Here is a 3554-nt window from a genome sequence, read left to right on the forward strand (position 1 = left end):
GTGGATCATACTCCGTTACATCGTGGTACAAAGCACCCGCTATTGTTTTGAGGATTTTGAGATGAGTGAGGCTGAAGCCCGCCCAAGCAACTTTATTCGTCAGATCATCGACGAAGACTTGGCGAGCGGTAAGCACAGCAGTGTGCATACCCGTTTCCCGCCTGAGCCCAATGGTTATCTGCATATTGGCCATGCGAAATCTATCTGCCTGAACTTTGGTATCGCCCAAGATTATCAAGGACAGTGCAACCTGCGTTTTGACGATACTAACCCGGTGAAAGAAGACCTGGAGTTCGTTGAATCCATCAAGCGTGACGTGCAATGGCTGGGCTTTGAGTGGAGCGGCAACATTCGTTACTCCTCAGACTATTTCGACCAACTGTTTAACTACGCCGTTGAGCTGATCAATAAAGGTCTGGCTTACGTTGATGAGTTGTCTGCGGAAGAGATCCGTGAATATCGCGGCACCCTGACTGCGCCGGGTAAAAACAGCCCGTACCGCGACCGCAGCGTGGAAGAGAACCTCGCGCTGTTCCAGAAAATGCGTGATGGCGGTTTCGAGGAAGGTAAAGCTTGTCTGCGTGCCAAAATCGACATGGCTTCCAGCTTTATCGTGATGCGCGATCCGGTGCTATACCGCATTAAGTTTGCCGATCATCATCAGACCGGTGATAAGTGGTGCATCTACCCGATGTACGACTTTACCCACTGCATTTCGGATGCGATCGAAGGCATTACGCACTCACTGTGTACGCTGGAGTTCCAGGACAACCGTCGTCTGTACGATTGGGTGCTGGACAACATCACCATTCCACAGCATCCGCGCCAGTACGAATTCTCGCGTCTGAATCTGGAATACGCGGTGATGTCGAAGCGTAAGCTGACGCAGCTGGTCACCGAGAAAGTGGTGGAAGGCTGGGATGATCCGCGCATGCTGACCGTTTCAGGCCTGCGCCGTCGTGGTTACAGCGCAGCTTCAATTCGTGAGTTCTGCCGCCGCATCGGCGTGACTAAACAGGACAACATCGTTGAGATGGCGTCACTGGAATCCTGTATTCGTGACGATCTCAATGAGAACGCACCACGCGCGATGGCGGTACTTGACCCGTTGAAAGTGGTGATCGAAAACCTGCCCGCCGGCCACGAAGAAACGCTGACCATGCCTAATCATCCAAACAAGCCGGAGATGGGCACGCGTGAAGTGTCGTTCAGCCGTGAAGTGTGGATCGATCGCGCTGACTTCCGTGAAGAAGCCAACAAACAGTACAAACGTTTGGTTCTGGGCAAAGAAGTGCGTCTGCGCAATGCTTATGTGATTCGTGCTGAGCGTGTGGCGAAAGACGAAGAGGGTAACATTACCTGCATCTATGCCACTTGTGATGTTGACACCCTGAGCAAGGATCCGGCGGATGGTCGCAAAGTGAAAGGTGTGATCCACTGGGTTTCCGCCATTCATGGACTGCCAGCTGAGTTCCGTCTTTACGACCGTCTGTTCAGCGTGCCAAACCCCGCGGCGGCTGAGGATTTCCTCACCACCATTAACCCGAACTCGCTGGAGATCAAACAGGGCTTCGTGGAGTCTGGTTTGCGTGAAGCGGCCACTACCGCAGCTTATCAGTTTGAACGTGAAGGTTATTTCTGTGCCGATAGCGTCTACTCACAGCCGGGTAAATTGGTGTTTAACCGCACGGTTGGACTGCGCGATACTTTCGCGAAGATTGGCGAGTAATATCTTTCGTCGATAGCACAATATGATCATGAAAGGGCGAGCAATCGCCCTTTTTTATTGCCTGTAATTCGCCACGGGCAATCAATTATGCTGAAGGCCGGAAGCTGAGCTTGTTGTCTATTTTGCGAGAATTCTGACTTTAGAAAAATTAACCCATTTGCGAGTGTGAAAAATTGTATTTCAGGTAGGCTATGCGCTTTAAATAGAGCTCTGCGGGTTATCAAAGGAAAAAAAATGACAAGTCTCGCCCTGGAAGCTAAGCATAGTGTGGTGGTATTACATCAGCTTATTGAACGTGTTTTTAACCAGGTAGAAGGCAGTGATGACAGCATGGAACTGCTTTTGTCACACTTTCACCCGGATTTCAAAATGGTGACGCCGCTGGGTAAGCAGCTGGATCTGAATGAGACCGAAGTGCTGTTTCGCAAACTGCACGGTCAGCGGGAAGGGCTGCGCATTGCCACCAGTGAGCATGCCATCATTTCTCAACAGAGCCAGGAAGTGACGATTCAGTATCGTGAACTGCAGATGTTGAACGGCACCCATCAAACGCGCATCTCTTTGGCTGTGCTGGATTGCAGCACCACCATTCCTCGCTGGCGCTACCTCCACGAGACCTTTATCGCTTGATAACAGGCATAAAAAAACCGGTGACTAGCACCGGTTTTTTTATATTGCATAGCACACTCAATTACTTATCGTGGAGCGTCTCGTCTTCGCGGCAGTCTCCCAGTGCACAGTGGCCGTACAAGTACAGGCTGTGGTTACTGAGTTTAATGCCATGGCGAGTGGCAATCTCACGCTGACGCGTTTCGATTGATTCATCGCTGAATTCGATCACTTTGCCACAATCCAGGCAGATCAAGTGGTCATGGTGATGCTGCTGAGTCAGTTCGAATACGGATTTGCCGCCTTCGAAGTTATGACGGGTGACGATACCCGCGTCATCAAACTGGTTAAGAACGCGATATACCGTTGCCAGGCCAATCTCTTCGCCCATATCGATCAGGCGCTTATACAAATCTTCCGCACTGACGTGATGGGACTCGGGGCCCGGTCCCTGAAGCACTTCCAAAATTTTCAATCTTGGGAGAGTGACTTTCAGGCCAGCCTTCTTCAATGCGGAGTTGTTGTCAGTCATTCGGATATTGTCCTGTTACTTTGCATGTCACTTACGGCGCAGGGGCCTTGAATGTTTAGGTCACGCGTATTCTCATTTGCGTCTCATTATAGAACTCAAGCAGTGAAATGAAAACCGGGGTATCGCGCAAATCAACAAAAGTCGTAAGGTTAAACATCGCCTACGTCAGCGCGGAACGGTGTGGTTTGGGTTTCCATTTCACTCAGCCTCAGTCAACAATCAGAGGAATAAGCGGATGACCATTGCGGGTATTCTACAGATTTGCGGGGAAAAGTTAAAAAACCGTAGCTATTATTTTTATAGGAAATTCCTTTGTCCCAATGTGAGCCAGCGCTCACATTGGGGAGGCGAGGCATCAGGCTTCAATGATCTCTTTTAACTGCAGCTCATCAAAAATCTGTTTCACCCAGGCATCAACACGTTCATTGGTCAGCTCAGGTTGACGGTCTTCGTCAATCGCCAGGCCGAGGAAGTGTTTGTCATCGGCCAGACCTTTTGAGGCTTCAAAATGATAGCCCTCAGTCGGCCAGTGGCCCACAATCACCGCGCCATTTGGCTCAATGATGTCGCGAATCGTGCCCATCGCATCACAGAAATATTCTGCGTAGTCTTCCTGGTCGCCACAACCAAACAGCGCCACCAGTTTGCCATTGAAGTCGATCTCTTCCAGCGTCGGGAAGAAGT

The 3554-nt window shown here is 50.5% G+C and carries 4 protein-coding genes; 2 read left to right on the top strand and 2 right to left on the bottom strand.

Going from position 1 to position 3554, the window contains the following annotated elements; all coding sequences use genetic code 11:
* The first annotated feature begins 61 nt into the window (after positions 1-61).
* Both glnS and RT340_RS22275 read left to right on the top strand, forming a co-directional pair.
* Positions 62-1729: a glutamine--tRNA ligase gene (gene glnS, locus RT340_RS22270; RefSeq protein WP_313377835.1), complete on the top strand. Its 1668-nt coding sequence runs from the start codon at positions 62-64 to the stop codon at positions 1727-1729.
* Between the two features lie 234 nt (positions 1730-1963).
* A complete protein-coding gene (locus RT340_RS22275; protein WP_038648263.1) occupies positions 1964-2359 on the top strand; it encodes a hypothetical protein in 396 nt (131 codons plus the stop codon).
* A gap of 61 nt (positions 2360-2420) precedes the next feature.
* Here RT340_RS22275 and fur read toward each other — a convergent pair whose 3' ends face one another.
* On the bottom strand, positions 2421-2870 hold the full coding sequence (gene fur / locus RT340_RS22280; protein WP_058962149.1) for a ferric iron uptake transcriptional regulator: 450 nt from the start codon (positions 2868-2870) through the stop codon (positions 2421-2423).
* A gap of 355 nt (positions 2871-3225) precedes the next feature.
* Positions 3226-3554: flavodoxin (locus RT340_RS22285; RefSeq protein WP_313377834.1), on the bottom strand; the 329-nt coding region annotated here is incomplete at its 5' end.

The sequence above is a fragment of the Pantoea sp. CTOTU50773 genome (assembly GCF_032082325.1).
GTDB classification, from domain to species: Bacteria; Pseudomonadota; Gammaproteobacteria; order Enterobacterales; family Enterobacteriaceae; genus Pantoea; species Pantoea communis.

Bases quoted from the DNA above. Each gene is read 5' to 3' on its own strand.
- glnS (WP_313377835.1), top strand. From the start codon at position 62: ATGAGTGAGGCTGAAGCCCGCCCAAGCAACTTTATTCGTCAGATCATC.
- fur (WP_058962149.1), bottom strand. From the start codon at position 2,870: ATGACTGACAACAACTCCGCATTGAAGAAGGCTGGCCTGAAAGTCACT.
- RT340_RS22275 (WP_038648263.1), top strand. From the start codon at position 1,964: ATGACAAGTCTCGCCCTGGAAGCTAAGCATAGTGTGGTGGTATTACAT.